At 40.8% G+C, this 17,895-nt stretch carries 11 protein-coding genes; 6 read left to right on the forward strand and 5 right to left on the reverse strand.

What is annotated here, in order from left to right:
• The first annotated feature begins 5 nt into the window (after window positions 1-5).
• Window positions 6-1,019, forward strand: coding sequence for a transglutaminase domain-containing protein (locus AC3E9U_RS08135; RefSeq protein ID WP_488746406.1), 1,014 nt, complete (start codon window positions 6-8; stop codon window positions 1,017-1,019).
• Between the two features lie 49 nt (window positions 1,020-1,068).
• Here AC3E9U_RS08135 and AC3E9U_RS08140 read toward each other — a convergent pair whose 3' ends face one another.
• The 5 genes from AC3E9U_RS08140 to AC3E9U_RS08160 all read right to left on the reverse strand — a co-directional run bounded on the left by AC3E9U_RS08140 (window position 1,069) and on the right by AC3E9U_RS08160 (window position 5,806).
• Window positions 1,069-1,869: a TIGR00266 family protein gene (locus AC3E9U_RS08140; RefSeq protein WP_488746407.1), complete on the reverse strand. Its 801-nt coding sequence runs from the start codon at window positions 1,867-1,869 to the stop codon at window positions 1,069-1,071.
• Between the two features lie 118 nt (window positions 1,870-1,987).
• Window positions 1,988-2,746, reverse strand: coding sequence for a monofunctional biosynthetic peptidoglycan transglycosylase (gene mtgA / locus AC3E9U_RS08145; RefSeq protein WP_488746408.1), 759 nt, complete (start codon window positions 2,744-2,746; stop codon window positions 1,988-1,990).
• Window positions 2,747-3,859 carry an NAD(P)/FAD-dependent oxidoreductase gene (locus AC3E9U_RS08150; protein ID WP_488746409.1) on the reverse strand — a complete coding sequence of 371 codons (1,113 nt, stop codon included), beginning with the start codon at window positions 3,857-3,859 and terminating at the stop codon, window positions 2,747-2,749.
• A gap of 4 nt (window positions 3,860-3,863) precedes the next feature.
• Window positions 3,864-4,550 carry a DedA family protein gene (locus AC3E9U_RS08155; protein ID WP_488746410.1) on the reverse strand — a complete coding sequence of 229 codons (687 nt, stop codon included), beginning with the start codon at window positions 4,548-4,550 and terminating at the stop codon, window positions 3,864-3,866.
• Between the two features lie 26 nt (window positions 4,551-4,576).
• Window positions 4,577-5,806 (reverse strand): dicarboxylate/amino acid:cation symporter, encoded by a 1,230-nt coding sequence (locus AC3E9U_RS08160; protein WP_488746411.1) that lies wholly within the window; start codon window positions 5,804-5,806, stop codon window positions 4,577-4,579.
• 343 nt (window positions 5,807-6,149) lie between these two features.
• On the opposite strand from AC3E9U_RS08160, the gene AC3E9U_RS08165 reads away from it, so the two are divergent.
• From AC3E9U_RS08165 to AC3E9U_RS08185, 5 genes are all read left to right on the forward strand, one after another.
• Entirely contained in the window at window positions 6,150-9,812 is a 3,663-nt protein-coding gene (locus tag AC3E9U_RS08165) for a reprolysin-like metallopeptidase (protein WP_488746412.1), read from the forward strand.
• 125 nt (window positions 9,813-9,937) lie between these two features.
• Entirely contained in the window at window positions 9,938-11,839 is a 1,902-nt protein-coding gene (locus AC3E9U_RS08170; RefSeq protein ID WP_488746413.1) for a S9 family peptidase, read from the forward strand.
• Between the two features lie 196 nt (window positions 11,840-12,035).
• Window positions 12,036-13,178: a C1 family peptidase gene (locus tag AC3E9U_RS08175; protein ID WP_488746678.1), complete on the forward strand. Its 1,143-nt coding sequence runs from the start codon at window positions 12,036-12,038 to the stop codon at window positions 13,176-13,178.
• A 130-nt stretch (window positions 13,179-13,308) separates the two neighbouring features.
• The gene (locus AC3E9U_RS08180) at window positions 13,309-15,603 is read left to right on the forward strand and encodes a GH92 family glycosyl hydrolase (protein WP_488746414.1); all 2,295 of its coding nucleotides are present in this window, start codon (window positions 13,309-13,311) and stop codon (window positions 15,601-15,603) included.
• A 1-nt stretch (window position 15,604) separates the two neighbouring features.
• Window positions 15,605-17,884, forward strand: coding sequence for a GH92 family glycosyl hydrolase (locus AC3E9U_RS08185; protein WP_488746415.1), 2,280 nt, complete (start codon window positions 15,605-15,607; stop codon window positions 17,882-17,884).
• Window positions 17,885-17,895 lie beyond the last annotated feature (11 nt).

The raw sequence follows: 17,895 nt of genomic DNA on the forward strand, positions 1-17,895 counted from the left end.
ACCTAATGAAACGTTTTTATTTTCTTTTCACCTTGTTTTTCTCCTCGCTAATCAACGCACAGATTTCCGATTTTAGTGCTACTGATTTTACTATAGCCGACAATATTGCGAAACTAAACGAGGGAGAAAAACTAGACAACATCCCAGTTCTTTCACATAAACTCACTAATAAACTTAAAACCGATGTTGAAAAATTCAGAGCGATTTTTTATTGGGTTTGTAACAATATCAAAGCAGATGACGCCCAAAACACAAAAGTCATAAGTGCAAGAAGAAAATTCAAAAATGACAGTCTGGCTTACCTTGAATGGAACCGTCAATACCAAAAAAAAGCATTAAGCCAACTTTTCAAAAACAAAAAAACAACTTGCACCGGCTACGCCTATTTAATCAAAGAGTTGTGCTTTTTTGCCAATATTGAATGCAAAATCATCAATGGTTACGGAAGGACAATAGATGGAAATGTTGAATCATTAGATTTAGTAAACCACTCATGGAATGCTGTAAAATTAGGCAGCAAATGGTATTTGTGTGATGCAACCTGGGCAAGCGGTTACATATATTCTACGTCCTATTTTATAAAAGAATACATTAATGGCTATTTTTTAAGTGATCCCAGCCTATTTGCAAAAAATCACATCCCGATTGAACAAAAATGGTTTCTCTTTGATGACGCTGCTCAAATTAAAAACAATTTGCCGCCACTTGTTTACACTGAAACTTTTAAATTAAATATCAACCCTATTACACCGGATAATATAGTTATAAATTGTAAAAAAGGTGATGAAGTGACTTTCGGTTATAAAAGTCTGGACAAAAAAAAATACAGCACCGCTCTCATTGAAGTAATTAGAGAAAAAGAATTTCCGTATGACATTTACGACATTCAGTCCAACAATGAATTAACGACTTTTAAGCACAAGTTCAACAAGAAAGGAAGTTTTGATGTTCATCTTAAAGTCGAAAAGTATATTGTTGCTACTTATGTCATCAAAGTAGAAGACAGCAACAGCAATTAATAAAAAAAGCGTTCAATCTTTGAACGCTTTCTTATTGATTATGGTCTCATTAAAAGTTGTTGTCACCGTCTAACATGCGACCTAAGCCTCCCAGCAGGCTTCCTTCTTCTCTACCGCTTCCTCCTGCTTTTGGAGCTGCGGCGATAATTCGGTCAGCCAATCTTGAGAATGGCAACGATTGAATATAAACGATTCCGGGTCCACGCAACGTTGCATAGAAAAGTCCTTCTCCTCCGAAAATCGAATTTTTGATTCCGCCTATGAATTCGATATCGTAATCCACATCTTTAGTAAATCCGACAATACAACCGGTATCCACTTTTAATACTTCCCCCTGGCGCAGTTCCTTACGAGCCAGCGTACCGCCTGAATGCACAAATGCCATACCGTCGCCTTCAATTTTCTGCATAATGAAACCTTCACCGCCAAATAAGCCACGTCCTAATTTCTGAGAGAATTCAATCCCAACAGAAACACCCTTAGCAGCACACAGGAAAGAATCCTTCTGGCAAATGAACTTCCCTTGGTATTGCGTCAAATCAATCGGAACAATTTTCCCTGGGTAAGGCGATGCGAACGAAACTTTACGTTTTCCGTTGTCCTGGTTTATATAAGCAGTCATGAACAGACTTTCTCCCGTTAAAACTCTTTTACCGGCCGTCATTAATTTACCTAAAAACCCTTGTTGTTGCCCGGTACCGTCTCCAAAAATGGTTTCCATTTTGATACCGTTGTCCATCATCATGAAGCTTCCTGCCTCGGCAATAACAACTTCCTGCGGATCTAATTCGATTTCAACGTATTGCATTTCTTCACCATAAATATGGTAATCTATTTCGTGTGATGTCATTTTTTATGTTTTTTGATTTATGGTAATTAGACGTCTTACCTTGGAAAATGTTACCGGAAATAAAAAAGTGCCCCTTTACCGGAACACTTTCTAATGTATTTATCTAAGCATGTGAAGGTTACTTCTCTGCACTGTAATCAATCTTTCCTATATGGCGCATCACGCGGACAATCTTATCTTTTCTTCTGTTGGTATATGAAGATGAATTCGATGCTTTGAACTTTCTTGGATTTGGAAGAATGGCTGCAATTCCGGCTGCCTGGTACTTGGTCAGATCTTTGGCGTCTTTGTCATACCAATGTTCGCAAGCTGCCTGTGCGCCATATACGCCGTCACCCATTTCGATACTGTTCAGATAGACTTCCATGATACGTTCTTTACCCCAGATCAATTCGATCAGAACGGTAAAATACGCTTCCAATCCTTTACGGAGGTAACTTCTGCCCTGCCATAAAAAGACATTTTTAGCCGTTTGCTGTGAAATGGTACTTCCGCCTTTTAGCTTTTTCCCTTTCTGATTGCTTTCGTAAGCATTGGCTAACGCTTTAAAATCAAAACCGTTATGTCTTAAGAAATTTCCGTCTTCGCTGGCTATAACCGCTTTTTGAAGATTCACCGAGATATCTTCCAAGGGAACCCAATCGTGACTACAGGTCATTTCCTTTCCTGCCGATCGCTGTTCTAAGGCACGGGTTACCATTAACGGTGTAAAGGGTACCGGAACAAATTTGAAGAAAACAACTGATAGGATAGACAAACCGAAAAGCCATAAAAAAAGCTTTAGGAAGAATACGGCTATCCTTCTTCTCAAACTGCTTTTGCCGTTTTTAGATTTTGGTTTTGCCGGTTGTTTTTTTGCTGGTTTCTTTCCTGCCATTTATACTAAATCTGCTAATTCCTGTCCCACTAAGCTACCAATGGCCACGCCCATTCCACCCAGACGGACGCCGCAATAGACATTTTGGGACAGCGGTTCAACTATTGGTTTCTTATGCGATCCTAAGCCCATGATGCCGCTCCATCGATGTGCTATTTTAAAATCGTATTTTGGTAAAATCACTTCTCTGAGCAATTGCTCCAGATAGTTTTGGATTGTTTCGGTCAAGCCGAATTCGGATGTGGCTTCTCGTTCAAAATCAAGGTTTCGACCGCCACCAAATAAAATTCGGTCATCAATATTCCGGAAATAATAATATCCTCCGTCAATGTGAAAAGTCCCTTTGATATCCAGATTCGGAATCGGCTCGGTAATCAGCACCTGTGCCCGTGCGGGATGAACCGCTCCGTGCGTAAGCTTATCCGCGAAACCGTTGGTGGCAAATAATAGCTTTTTAGAATTGAAGGTAAAGTCCGTTGTATTTATCTGCACTCCGCTATCGGAATCGTGATAATCCGTAACGGTCTGTCCGTTTAAAATCAGAATTTTATGGGCAACCGCTTCACGCATCAGCGCCTGCATCATGTTTCCGGTATCGATCTGTCCTTCAAACGGGTTAAAGATCAAATACTCGTGAATGCCCTGAAAATCGAACCGGTCAACTTCTTTGGCAAAAACATCGGTTCTGAAAAGCGGTCGCAGTAACTCGTTAACGAAAGGCAATTTCTGAAGACATTCGGCATACGTGCTTTCATCTTCTTTCAGAAAAACTTCGTAACCTCCAAAGGGTTTGAAATCGATGGTCGTGTCACCTAGACGTTTGCGCAACAGATTCAGTCCGTTCCAGCGTTTCTGTATCAGCTGAATAACTTCTTCTTCACTGTAGTTTCGTAAATCCTCTATGATTTCAGACAAACTTCCAAAACAGGCGAAACCTGCGTTTTTGGTACTGGCACCTTCCGGTAAAATTCCCTTTTCAAGAATCAGGATTTTACTTTGGGGGAAACGCTCACGAAGACGTAACGCAGCATGCAGGCCTACTATTCCGCTACCAACAATCGTGTAATCAACGTTGGTAAACCAATTCTTCAGTTCCCAGTAGCTAACGTCCATGATCTTATTTTCTGACTTTCATTTTATTTTTAATCGAATTGATTACCAATGGCGCCGTAGAGACGATAATGATTCCGATAACAATCAACTCGATATTCTTTTTAAGGTCGATGATGTTACGTTCCAGTAAATAAGTGTAAAGGTAATGCCCGGCGAAGATCAGGACAAAGGACCATAGGAACGAACTAATTATATTATAAAACATGAATTTTTGCTTTGGCATCTGAACAATTCCTGCCACTATTGGTGCAAAAGTTCTGATAATTGGTAAGAATCGGGCAAAGATAATCGCTCTTCCTCCGTGCTTTTCGAAAAACAAACGGGATTGGATAAGGTATTTCTTTTTAAACCAGAAATTATCCTGTTTTGAGTACAGAAAATGACCGCTTTTGGCACCAAACCAATAACCGAATACGTTCCCTATGATTCCGGCAATTCCCACCAATGTCGCTAAAACGGCAACGTTTGTAAATTCATTTTCAATAGCGAACAATTCCTGCATCAGTGTTTCACTGTAAATTCCGCTAAGGAACAACAAGCTGTCGCCTGGTAAAAAGAAACCTGCGAATAAACCAGTTTCAGCGAAAACGATAAACAATACCACATAAATACCGATGTGATGCCCGGCAATTTCAAGGTTAATGTAGAATTCAGGATTTAATAACTGTGTCCAGTGAAAATCTTCTTTCATTATGGATATTTCTTTAAATATTTAATTTATGATTTAGTTTCCCATTTGTCAACGGCGCTTGTAGCCAAGGCATTTCCTAATACATTGGTCATACTTCTTGCCATGTCACAGAAGTGATCAATTGGCAGGATAAGCGCGATTCCTTCCGGCGGGATTCCGAACATTGCACAGGTTGCCACTACTACAATCAAAGAGGCACGTGGTACTCCGGCAACACCTTTACTGGTCAGCATCAGCACCAACAACATGGTTAACTGCTTGTCCAGCGGCATGTCGATTCCGTATACCTGGGCTATGAAAATACTGGCGAAAGTCATGTACATCATGCTTCCGTCCAGGTTGAATGAATATCCTAACGGCAAGGTAAATGATACAATTCTTGGCTGACAGCCGAAACGCTCCAACTCTTCCACCATCTTAGGAAAAACCGCTTCACTGCTGGTTGTGGAAAATGCGATCAATAATGGACTCTTAATTCGTCTTAACAAATCCCAAAGTCTGTTACCCAGAATCAGATAACCTACAAAAAGGAGAAGTACCCAAAGCAATAGAATTCCAATGGCAAACGCAAAAAGATAATTGGCATACAGACTGAAAATCTCAAATCCATAATTGGCTACTGCAGCAGCCACCGCACCAAAAACACCCAGTGGCGCCAACCACATAATATAGGTTACCATTTTTAAAACCACATGCGAAATGCGGTCAAATAATTTCAAGATAGGTTTCGCTTCTTTTTTTGAGAAAGAAGACAAAGCGATACCGAAGAATATGGAAAATATTACGATCTGTAGAATTTCGTTAGTGGCAAACGACTCGAATATACTCTTAGGAACTACGTGTTTAACGAATTCTTCCAGAGAAAAAGACTGTGTTTTCTCCAAAAGTTCCGAAGCCGATGACGGATCATCCATTTTAATGCTGGTACCTTTTCCGGGAGCAAGGGTATTTACCAACACCATTCCAAGTAAAAGCGAAACCAATGACGCAGAGATAAACCACCCCATCGCTTTTCCTCCAACTCGCCCCACCATTTTCAGATCTCCCATTTTGGCGATTCCTACAACCAGGGTTGTAAATACCAACGGAGCGATGATCATCTGCACCATTCTGATAAATACGGTTCCGAGCAGTTTTATATTTTTTGAAAAAACTTCTTTTGATTCAACAAACTGATAATGAACAATGCCACCCAAGATGACACCAAGAATCAACGCGACAATGATCGCTATAAAGAGTTTGTTATTGCTTTTCACTTTTGAAATCTATTTTAGTCCGTGAAATTAGTTATATTTTTTGAAACAGCCTTTTCTTTAAGTAATAAAAACCGGAAAGCCTTTCTAAATATTTCAAAAACAAAGAATTACGAAAAATGCAATTTTGTCCTCTTAAAAATCATTGGAAATAAATATTTCACAACAAAAAAATCTGTTCACATGGTTTTACATTAACAAATTGATGGTAAATTCTGATTTTTTTAGTTTTATTTAAGACGTTTTTTGTAATTTATGTTATAATTATTTGCTTAATTAATAAAAATGTTAAATATATTTACGTTGAAAAATTGAAACCAAATATCAATTAACACCCAAAAAAATTATGAACTACAGATTACTTTCAATTGCCCTACTGGCTTTTACGAGTCTTTCCTTTGCCCAAGACGGAGGATCGTTCTGGAAAGCTTCTTCAAAGAAAAGTAACATGGTTACTACAGAAAGAGGAGCTACCCTGCCTACTAAAAATCTGTTTGAACTTGACATCAACGGATTAAAAAATGCCCTGCTTAATTCTCCCAAAAGAGGAATTCAGTCGGGAAAATCAAATGTGATTGTTTCCTTTCCAAATGCAGAAGGACAAATGGAGCGCTTCCGAATCCTGGAATCTTCCAATATGGAGCCCGGACTGGCGGAACGTTATCCGGAAATAAAATCGTATGTCGGTCAAGGCATCGACAACCCAACCTCGACCATTCATTTCAGTATTTCTCCGCTTGGTTTACAAACGATGCAGATCAATGCGGACCAATCTGCGGTTTTCATTGAACCTTACTCTCAGGATCTGAAAACATATACTGTATTTAAGAAAGCCGATAAAATCCGATCACTTTCTCATTTCGAATGTTCCGTCGTGGACAAAGCAGCTACAGCGGTAACAGATTCAGGCGAAACATTACGTCCAAATGCCGATGACGGGACTTTACGAACGTTCCGATTGGCGATGTCCGTAACAGGCGAATATACCGCTTATTTTGGCGGCACAAAAGCATTAGCATTAGCAGCGATCAACAATACCATGACACGTGTAAACGGGGTTTTTGAAAAAGATTTCGGGGTTCACATGAATTTGATTGCCAATACAGATGTGGTAATCTACACCAGCGCTTCCACTGATCCATACTCAGCAGCAGCAACCGGATCAGGTGGCGCATGGAACCAGGAATTACAAACAACCTTAACCAACAACATCGGAAATGCCAACTACGATATCGGTCACTTATTCGGTGCATCGGGTGGTGGTGGTAACGCGGGTTGTATCGGATGTGTTTGTACTAACCCAACTACTTCAGTACCACTTGGAAAAGGAAGTGGATTTACTTCTCCGGGAGACGGAATCCCGTCGGGAGACAACTTCGATATCGATTATGTAGCGCACGAAATGGGGCACCAGTTTGGGGCCAACCACACCTTTACACACAGCAATGAAGGCACGGGTGCTCAAATGGAACCTGGTTCAGGATCTACAATTATGGGTTATGCTGGTATCACCTCTTTAGATGTACAACCGCACTCTGATCCGTATTTCCATGCCATGAGCATCCAACAGGTTACCAACAATATCAAATCGAAAACCTGTTCCACTAATACCGCTACCGGAAATTCAATTCCAACAGCAAATGCAGGTTTGGACTACACTATTCCTAAAAGCACACCATTTATGTTAACAGGTACAGGTACCGATGCTAATGGTGATGCACTTACTTATAACTGGGAAGAAATGGACAATGGAACTTCTTCTGCAGCACCGAGTGCTACTAAAACCACAGGTCCGAATTTCAGATCTTACAATTCATCTACATCAACAGTACGCTATTTTCCTAAAATGGCATCGGTACTAACCGGCGCAACTACAACAGCAGGAACTGAACTTACTGTCGAAGCATTGTCTTCTGTGGCACGTACATTGAACTTCAGATTAACAGTCCGTGATAACAGAGCCGGCGGACCGGCTAACAACAGTGACGACATGATTGTTACGGTAAATGCTACGGCAGGTCCGTTTGACGTTACCGCTCCAAACACAGCTGTTTCATGGGCGGGAGGTTCCACTCAGACAGTTACATGGAACGTAGCGGGAACTACTGCTAACGGTGTAAACTGTGCGAATGTTGATATTTTAATATCAACTAACGGCGGAACTACCTGGTCAACATTATTGGCAGCAACACCAAACGATGGTTCTCAGGCAATCACTGTTCCTAATACGGCTGGAACCCAAAACAGAATCATGGTCAAAGGTACAAACCACATCTTCTTCGATGTTTCGAATGCTAACTTTACCATTACAGCAGGAAGCTCAGATACAACTGCTCCATCAGCCCCAACAAGTTTAACTGCCTCAGGCACTACATCAACAACAACTAATTTATCATGGACTGCCTCTACGGACAACGTAGGCGTTTCGGGATATGATGTTTACAGAGGAACGACTTTATTAGGAACCGTTACCACTACAACTTATAACGTAACAGGCTTAACAGCTTCGACAGCATACACGTTCTCCGTTAAGGCTAAAGATGCTGCGGGAAATATTTCTGCTGCCAGCAACACCGTTAATGTAACTACTTTGGCTGTTGTAGCATCTTACTGTACTTCCCAAGGAAACAGTGTTGCAGACGAATCCATCGGAAGAGTACAAATCGGAACAATCAACAATGCTTCAACAGGAGGCACAGGTTATACAGATTTCACATCGATTTCAACTAACCTAACGAAAGGCACATCCGCAACAATTACCATCACTCCAACATGGACAGCTTCTACTTATCCTGAAGGTTATGCCGTTTGGATCGACTACAACAACGATAAGGATTTCGACGATGCAGGTGAATTGGTATGGAGCAATGCCGCTTCAACTACAACTCCGGTTTCCGGTACGTTTACAGTTCCAACTACTGCTACAGCTACATCAACAAGAATGCGCGTATCCATGAGATACAATGCGATTCCATCCGCTTGTGGCGCTTTTGATTATGGACAAGTAGAGGATTACACCGTTAATTTAGTAACCGGAACGGCTGACACAACAGCTCCTTCTGCTCCAACAAATTTAACAGCTTCCGGAACTACACAAACAACAACGAACTTATCGTGGACAGCTTCTACTGATAACGTTGGCGTAACCGGATATGATGTCTACAGAGGAACAACATTACTTGGTACGGTAACAACAACTTCTTATAATGCAACAGGATTAACAGCTGCAACGGCTTATACTTTCTCTGTAAAAGCTAAAGACGCTGCCGGAAATATTTCTGCTTCAAGTAATACGGTAAATGTTACGACATTATCCTCTTCAATCACTTACTGTACTTCGCAAGGAAACAGCACTACGGATGAGAAAATCGGTAAAGTGGTTTTTGGAACAATCAACAACACTTCGACCGGTACCGCTGGTTATGAGAACTTCACCTCTTTATCTACCAACGCGGTTCGCGGCACATCAAACACAATCACGATTACTCCATCGTGGACCGCTACAGTGTATTCTGAAGGTTATGCGGTTTGGATTGACTACAACCAAAACGGCGTTTTCACAGATGCAGGCGAATTGGTATGGAGTAATGCTGCCTCTACGGCCACACCTGTTAGCGGCTCCTTCACAATTCCTGCTACAGCGACATTAGGCGCTACAAGAATGCGAGTTTCAATGAAGTACAGCGGAATTCCGACTTCTTGCGAAGCTTTCTCCTACGGACAAGTTGAGGATTATACCGTTAACATCACGTCTACTGCAAAACCAACAGAAACTACAAATACGCTTTCTTCGGTTAAGCTCTATCCTAACCCGGCAACTGATGTACTAAATGCAACTGAAGTTTCGGAAAATGCAACTTATAGAGTTTACAATTTAATGGGACAAACTGTAGCTAACGGTAAATTCAGCAACGGTTCAATCAATATTTCCACGATCGGATCAGGAAACTATATTTTAGAAATTTCCGATAATGACAGTGTAACAACAAAACGTTTCGTTAAGAAGTAATTTTCCCGAAAATTAGCAAAAGAAAAGCCTCGCAAACGCGGGGCTTTTTGTTAATTAAGATCAAATCGGCAATCAAAACCGAAAAATCCTTATTTTTAGCCTTTCTTTTCAAAACAATAACAACAATGAAAAAACTCCTTATTTTAACGCTTGGAATGATGGGATTATCAGCTTCAGCTCAGGATGTGATGACACCTGAACTACTATGGAAATTAGGCCGCGTAACACCGATCGGACTTTCCAAAGACGGAAAAAATATTGTTTACAAAGTATCCACTCCTTCGGTGGAAGAAAACAAATCGAATTCGAAATTTTACACCATTCCGATTAACGGCGGAAATGCTACCGAGGTACAAGACACCAAAGATCTGGTTAAGAACAAAAATCTTTCTTCCGACGGAAAATACACGCTTTCACACAAAGAAGTGAAAGTCGACAAAGTATTAGGCAAAGACCTGTATCCGGAACTTAAAAAAGCAGAAGCTCAGGTATATGACGGATTAGATTACCGCCATTGGGACACCTGGAACGACGGAACACACAATCATGTTTTCTTTACAGAGAACAACGACAAAGTGATTCCTATCGACATCATGAAAGGAGAAGCTTTCGATACGCCACAAAAACCACATGGTGGTGATGAAGATTACATCTGGTCTCCTGACGGAAAAAGCATCATCTACGTATGCAAAAAGAAATCGGGAACCGCGTATGCCATCAGTACCAACACTGATTTGTACGAATACAATATCGAAACCAAAACCACAAAGAACTTAACTGAAGGCAATTTAGGATACGACACACATCCTTTGTATTCACCAACAGGAAACCTAAGCTGGCTTCAAATGAAACGCGACGGTTATGAAGCCGACAAAAACGATCTGATTGTTCGTTTCAAAGGAATGGACATTAATCTTACTGCCGGATGGGATGGAACCGTTGAAAGTTTCAAATGGAGTGAAGACGGTAAAAAAGTATATTTCATCGCTCCTGTTGCCGGAACCAAACAATTATTCGAAGTGAATTTCCCTGGGTTAACGAAAATTGCCCTGACGGTAAAACAAATTACAAACGGCGATTTTGACGTGACGGAAATTGTTGGTTTCAGTGACGGAAAAGTAATCTTGGCGCGAAACGACATGAACCATGCTTCGGAAATCTATTCGTATGAATTCAAGAAAAAAGCCTGGATGCAAATTACCAATGTAAATACTGAAGTTTACAGCAAATTAGCGTTAAGCAAAACCGAAAAAAGAATCGTAACCACTACCGACGGTAAAAAAATGGTGGTTTGGGTAATCCTTCCTCCGAACTTCGATAAAACCAAAAAATACCCAACCTTACTATATTGCCAGGGCGGACCTCAAAGTGCGCTGACACAATACTATTCTTTCCGTTGGAATTTCCAGACAATGGCTGCTCAGGGATATATCGTTGTGGCGCCAAATCGTCGCGGAATGCCGGGTCACGGAGTAAAATGGAACGAAGACATCAGTAAAGATTGGGGCGGACAGGTAATGGATGACTACCTTGCAGCGATTGACGATGTAGCCAAAGAATCGTACGTTGACAAAACCCGTTTGGGCGCTGTAGGAGCAAGTTACGGTGGTTATTCCGTATTCTATTTGGCAGGAATCCACAAAAACCGTTTCAAGACTTTCATTTCACATTGCGGTGTTTTTAACCTGCAAAGCATGTACGGAACCACGGAAGAAGTATTTTTCAACAACTTCGATCACGGAGGTCCTTACTGGGAAAAAGATAATGCCGATGCCCAAAAAGCGTACTCTCAGTTCAATCCGATCAACATGGTGAATAACTGGAATACTCCAATATTGATCATCCAGGGCGGAAAAGACTACCGTGTTCCGATTGGACAAGGTCAGGAAGCATTCCAGGCAGCGCAGTTAAAAGGCATAAAAAGCCGATTCGTTCTTTTCCCGGATGAGAACCACTGGGTGCTTAAACCACAAAATGCTTTGGTTTGGCAACGCGAATTCTTTAAGTGGCTGAAAGAGACTCTATAAGACAAAATACATATCCCTCCTGACGTAAGGTCCCGGAGGGAATATCTATCATAATTAAAACCTAAATTGTTGTTAAAATGAATTTTGCTTTGTAACAATTTTTAATTTTACCAACCAATAGTGAAACACAAAAAACAAAACTATGTTAACAATTCCTATCAAACCTTTTCTTGTTGCATCTTCATTGATTGTGAGTATGTCGTCGGCTTTTGCACAAGATAATTTAGTGAATTCGCTAAAAATCAATGCAAGCGAAAAAAGTAAAGAGCTTTACAAATTTACAGATGTGGTGAACATCGAAAATACATCGGTTAAAAATCAGGGATCTTCAGGAACTTGCTGGAGTTATTCAGCCAACTCATTCTTGGAATCCGAAATGATCCGTATGGGTAAAAAACCGGTTGAATTGTCTCAGATTTTCTCTGCAAGAAATGCTTACATTGAGAAAGGAAGAAACTACGTTCGTATGCACGGTTCGGTTGCTTTAGGCGACGGAGGTGCTTTCCATGACGTAATCAACATGTACAGAAAATACGGTGCTGTTCCACAATCGGTTTATACTGGTTTGAACTACGGTACCGATAAAAATAAATTTGCTGAAATGGCAGCTATAGGCGAAGGTGTTTTGAAAGCTGTTGTTACTAATCCAAACGGAGAATTAACACCAAACTGGGAAAAAGCATATACTGCAGTAATCGATTCGTATTTAGGTCAGGCGCCAAAGTCTTTCCAATACAATGGAAAAACCTATACACCGGAAACTTTTGCTAAAGAAGTAGTAGGAATTAATGCGGATGATTATGTGGAAATCTCTTCTTTGATGGAGCACCCATACTATACAAAATTCACTTTAATGGTTCCGGACAACTGGTCTTATGATCAAGTATACAACGTTAAAATGAATGAATTGACAGACATCATCGACAATGCGTTGAAAAACGGATATTCTGTAGCTTGGGCTGGTGACGTTAGCGAAAAAAGTTTCTCTTGGAAAAACGGAGTTGCTTTCGTACCGGAAAAAAGAGTAGAAGAAATGACTGCTGAAGAAAAAGCAGACATGTTCAACGGTCCTAAAAAAGAAGCTGTGGTAACAGAAGAAATGCGTCAGAAAGCATTCGACAACTACACTACTACTGATGATCACGGTATGCACATCGTTGGAATTTCAAAAGATCAAAACGGTAAAGAATACTATATCGTTAAAAACTCTTGGGGATCTTCAAACGACTACAAAGGGTATTTATACATGAGCAAAGAATTCGCTAAATACAAAGCAACGGCTATCATGTTGCACAAAAAAGCAGTTCCTGCAACAATCGCTAAAAAATTAGGCGTTTAAGAATAAGCACAATCATCAATCAAGAATCAAAATCCCGGAGCTAAGCTTCGGGATTTTTTTTATCCCAGATCAACAGCAAGATTCCTTCTTATAAAAACTTATATTTGTAAGTAAAGTAAACTCTGTATCTATGACCTTCTTTAAAAAAACCGCCCTATTACTGTTTTTACTGTCACTGAATTTTGTTTCGTCTCAGAACACCATTAAGGTGACCGACCCTGTGGAGTGGGTTAATCCGCTGATGGGAACAGACAGCAGTTATGAGTTAAGCAACGGAAACACCTACCCTTCCATTGCATTGCCTTGGGGCATGCACGCCTGGACACCACAGACAGGTAAAAATGGTGATGGCTGGCAATACACCTATAGCGCTCAAAAAATCAGAGGCTTTAAACAAACGCACCAACCTTCGCCCTGGATGAATGACTACGGACAGTTTTCTTTAATGCCGGTGGTAGGAAAACCCGTTTTTGAAGAAAGCGAAAGAGCCAGCTGGTTCAGTCATAAAACAGAAATTGCTAAGCCCTATTACTACAGCGTTTACTTAGCCGATTATAATGTCACCACTGAATTAACCCCAACCGAAAGAGCCGCTTCTTTTCGCTTCACTTTCCCCAAAACCAATGAAGGCTATATGGTGATTGATGCTTTTGACAGAGGTTCTTACATCAAAATAATTCCTTCAGAAAATAAAATCATAGGATACAGTTCCCGTTACACCAGAGGAAAGCTCAACAACTTCAAAAACTACTTTGTTATTATTTTTGACAAGCCTTTTGAACAATCCAACATTTGGAGCGATAAAACAAAAATGGATGTTTTGGATTTATCAGGAAGCCATATTGGAGCCATCATTAAATTTAAGTCGCTTGCAGCCAATGAAAAAGTACATGCCAAAGTCGCTTCCTCTTTTATAAGTTTTGAACAAGCCGAAATCAATTTACGGGAAATTGGATCAGACAACTTTGACACTGTAAAACAAAAAGCCAAAGCCTCCTGGAACAAGACTTTAAGTAAGATAGAAGTGGAAAGCGACAACGTCGACCACTTGCGCACTTTTTATTCAACATTCTACCGTACCTTATTTTTCCCAATGAAATTATATGAGAAAAATGAATCCGGGCAAATAGTGCATTACAGTCCGTACACAGGCACTGTTTTACCGGGTTATCGATTTGGCGGAACCGGTTTCTGGGACACTTTCAGGGCTTTATATCCTTTTTTAAATCTTATGTATCCCTCCATCAACAAAGAAATGCAGGAAGGACTACTAAACGATTATAAAGAAGGGGGCTGGCTGCCGGAATGGAGCAGTCCTTCTTACAGCGATATAATGATTGGGAACAATTCGGCTTCGGTGGTGTCTGACGCCTACATTAAAGGATTACGAGGTTATGACATCGAAAAATTATACGAAGCTTTATTACACGGCGCCAATAATGAAGGACCTCAGGCTACAGGAAGAAAAGGTGTTGAGTATTACAACAAATCAGGTTATGTCCCTTATGATGTAAACATCAACGAAAGTGCAGCCCGCACGCTGGAATATGCCTACGACGATTTTACAATCTATCAATTGGCAAAAGCGCTAAAAAAACCTCAAACAGAAATTGAATTGTACAAAAAAAGGTCGTTGAATTACAAGCATCTTTTTGATCCGGAAACCAAACTGATGCGCGGCAAAAACAAAGACGGTTCCTTCCACTCGCCTTTTAACCCTTTTAAATGGGGAGACGAATTCACGGAAGGAAACAGCTGGCATTACACGTGGAGTGTATTTCATGATATTGACGGGTTGGCAAAAATGATGGGTGGCTATGGTGAATTTGCAAAAAAATTGGACAGCGTTTTTACCATGCCGCCGGTTTTCGATAATTCGTATTATGGAGAGACCATCCATGAGATTCGGGAAATGCAGATCGCCAACATGGGGCAATATGCTCATGGAAACCAGCCTGTTCAGCATATGATCTATTTGTATAATTATGCCGGTCAGCCCTGGAAAACGCAATATTGGATAAGAGAAACCATGAACAAACTTTACAAACCCACTCCTGATGGCTATTGTGGCGATGAAGACAATGGTCAGACCTCCGCCTGGTATGTATTTTCAGCGTTAGGATTCTATCCCGTTTGTCCAGCTACCGACCAGTATGTTTTAGGAACACCGCTTTTCAAAAAAGTAACCTTACACTTAGAGAACGGCAAGGATTTCATCATAAAAGCGCCAAACAACAGCGAGACCAACAAATACATAGAACAAGTTAAACTTAATGGAAAAACTTATGACTACAATTGGATAAATCATACTGCGATACTCAATGGAGGGACTTTCCAATTAAAAATGAGCAGTGCTCCTAATTTAAAAAGAGGAACAACCCAAAAGTCGTTTCCGTATTCTTTATCTACTCAAAAAGACAACTAAAATGAAAAAATACATTTTTCCATTATTATTCATAATACTCTCCTTACCTGTTTACAGCCAGAACAAATATGTGCACTTCGTAAAACCTATTATCGGAACACAGCGTATGGGGCATGTCTATCCCGGGGCTTCGGCTCCTTTTGGTATGGTACAACTCAGCCCCGACACAGACACCATCCCTTATTCAGTAAACGGGAAATACAATCCCGATGTGTATAAATACTGCGCAGGCTATCAGTACGACGACAAAACGATTGTAGGTTTCAGTCATACTCATTTCAGCGGGACGGGACATTCTGATTTGGGCGATTTCCTGATTATGCCGACTACAGGAAAACTGCAATTGAATCCGGGTATTGCTTCGAATCCCGCATCGGGTTTCCGATCGGCTTTTTCCCATCAGAATGACGTCGCCCAAGCCGGTTATTACAAAGTAAAATTAGATGATCATAATATTTTGGCCGAGCTGACTGCCACTAATCGTGTTGGTTTTCATCAGTATACTTTTCCAAAATCGGACGAAGCACACATTATTTTGGATCTGATGAGCGGGATTTACAATTATCCGGAGAAGAACGTTTGGACTTACGTTCGCGTAATCAACGATACTTTGATTACCGGCTATCGACAAACCAACGGCTGGGCAAAAAACCGGGTACAATATTTCGCCATCGCTTTCTCCAAACCGTTTCAGAGTTATGGCAGTAAAAATTTTGAAGACAAGCCGGTGTATCGTGGTTTTTGGGGAAAATTCAACCAGAACAAGAACTTTCCCGAAATCTCCGGAAAACAGATTCGTATGCATTTTGACTTCAAAACCGAAGATCAGGAAAAAATAAAAATCAAACTGGCGCTTTCCTCGGTCAGCATGAGCGGCGCTTTGCAAAATCTTATAGCCGAAACGCCGAATTGGGATTTCGATGCCGTAAAAAAACAAACACAAAACCTTTGGGAAACTGAATTAAGTAAAGTAGAAATTGAAGGAAGTCAAACCCTAAAAGAAAACTTTTACACCGCAATGTATCATTCCTTTCTCGCGCCAACAACCTACATAGATGTAGACGGAAGATACAAAGGTCTGGATCAGGAAATCCATCAGGCGCAAGGTTTTACCAATTATACCACTTTTTCTCTTTGGGACACGTATCGTGCGTTGCATCCGCTGTTCAATATTTTGCAGCCAAAGAGAAACAATGACATGGTGCATTCCATGATACGACATTACGAACAAAGTCCGCAAAAAATGCTGCCGATATGGAGCCATTATGCCAACGACAACTGGTGCATGAGCGGTTACCACAGTGTTTCGGTCGTAGCCGATGCAATTCTTAAAAACGTTTATACCGGCGATCCGGCAAAAGCCTTAGATGCCTGTGTTACTACAGCGAATAAGCGTGATTATGAAGGAATCGGTTCGTATATTGACATGGGCTACATTCCCGCCGAAAAAAGCGGCATTTCAGTTTCTAACACTTTGGAATATGCCTATGACGACTGGGCAATTGCACAACTGGCAAAAAAAGTGGGCCGACAGGACGTATACGTGCAATTTTTAAAACGTTCTAATAATTGGAAAAATAATTTCGACAGCAGCATTGGTTTTATGCGTCCGAAACTAGCGGACGGAACGTTTAAAAAAGAATTTGACATCTTGAGCACACATGGCCAGGGTTTCATCGAAGGCAACAGTTGGAATTACAGCTTTTTTGTGCCCCAGGATCCTTCCACTTTAATAACAACGATGGGTGGTCAAAAAGCATTCATCAAAAAACTGGACGAATTGTTTTCCATGCATCTTCCGGACAGCTTTTTTGCTGAAACCGAAGACATCACAAGAGACGGAATCATTGGTGGTTACGTTCACGGAAACGAACCGGCGCATCACGTAGCCTACCTGTACAACTGGACCCATCAGCCGTGGAAAACGCAGGAAAAAATCCGAACTATATTAAAAATGCAGTATAAACCTACTCCGGATGGTCTGGGCGGAAACGACGACTGTGGTCAGATGAGCGCCTGGTTCATCTTTTCGTCCTTAGGTTTTTATCCTGTAGCGCCAGGGTCTAACGAATATGCTATCGGAAGTCCGAGCGTGGATTATGCCAAACTGAATCTGGAGAACGGAAAACAATTTGAAATTGAAGTTAACAATCAATCCGATAAAAACGTCTATATCAAAAGTATGACTTTAAACGGTAAACCTTTACAGAAGTTCTTCATTAGTCATGAAGACATTATGAAAGGCGGTAAGTTAAAAATTACGATGAGCAACAGCCATTAAAACAATATGGC

The sequence above is a fragment of the Flavobacterium sp. 21.1 genome (genome assembly GCF_057801535.1).

Excerpts from the sequence above, each read along its gene's own strand:
- AC3E9U_RS08135 (WP_488746406.1), top strand. The coding sequence starts at position 6 with ATGAAACGTTTTTATTTTCTTTTCACCTTGTTTTTCTCCTCGCTAATC.
- AC3E9U_RS08140 (WP_488746407.1), bottom strand. The coding sequence starts at position 1,869 with ATGACATCACACGAAATAGATTACCATATTTATGGTGAAGAAATGCAA.
- mtgA (WP_488746408.1), bottom strand. The coding sequence starts at position 2,746 with ATGGCAGGAAAGAAACCAGCAAAAAAACAACCGGCAAAACCAAAATCT.
- AC3E9U_RS08150 (WP_488746409.1), bottom strand. The coding sequence starts at position 3,859 with ATGGACGTTAGCTACTGGGAACTGAAGAATTGGTTTACCAACGTTGAT.
- AC3E9U_RS08155 (WP_488746410.1), bottom strand. The coding sequence starts at position 4,550 with ATGAAAGAAGATTTTCACTGGACACAGTTATTAAATCCTGAATTCTAC.
- AC3E9U_RS08165 (WP_488746412.1), top strand. The coding sequence starts at position 6,150 with ATGAACTACAGATTACTTTCAATTGCCCTACTGGCTTTTACGAGTCTT.
- AC3E9U_RS08170 (WP_488746413.1), top strand. The coding sequence starts at position 9,938 with ATGAAAAAACTCCTTATTTTAACGCTTGGAATGATGGGATTATCAGCT.
- AC3E9U_RS08175 (WP_488746678.1), top strand. The coding sequence starts at position 12,036 with ATGTCGTCGGCTTTTGCACAAGATAATTTAGTGAATTCGCTAAAAATC.
- AC3E9U_RS08180 (WP_488746414.1), top strand. The coding sequence starts at position 13,309 with ATGACCTTCTTTAAAAAAACCGCCCTATTACTGTTTTTACTGTCACTG.
- AC3E9U_RS08185 (WP_488746415.1), top strand. The coding sequence starts at position 15,605 with ATGAAAAAATACATTTTTCCATTATTATTCATAATACTCTCCTTACCT.